Annotated in this window: 1 protein-coding gene; it reads right to left on the bottom strand. The window is 54.5% G+C overall.

Annotated features, from left to right (window positions below; genetic code table 11):
* Positions 1-404: beta-L-arabinofuranosidase domain-containing protein (locus tag ASC50_RS05215; RefSeq protein WP_193391213.1), on the bottom strand; the 404-nt coding region annotated here is incomplete at both ends.

Raw genomic sequence — 404 nt, 5'->3', positions numbered from 1 at the left:
TCTCTGCGCCGTTGCCCACTTTCACGATTGCCTCGCAAGCACCGTAAATGGCTGCAGCAATGCCATTGTCGGGCGTTGCCAATACCAAGTTTTCGACGAAATAAGGCCAGCCCTGCGTGTGATTGTGCTGACAGCAACGGCTGCTAAACGGATTCATCGCCAAAAAAGGACCGCTGTTGTCAATACCCGGACGATGGTTTTCCGAATCGCTGATGACGTGATTGGGGCTGGTGATATAACGCAATGACTTGAAATCGGGCATCACGGCCGCCGGATAGGAGTTGAACGCCACATTTTCGCAATGTTCCGCCCACATCGGGTCGCCGGTGTAGCGCAGCAGCATTTCGTCTGACGACATTTGTTCCACGAAGCCGCAGGTTTCCGTTCCCTGATGCGGGTCGATG

The sequence above is a fragment of the Candidatus Symbiothrix dinenymphae genome (assembly GCF_001431085.1).
Note: the sequence above shows the minus strand (reverse complement) of the source record. Positions and strands in the feature narration are given on the sequence as shown.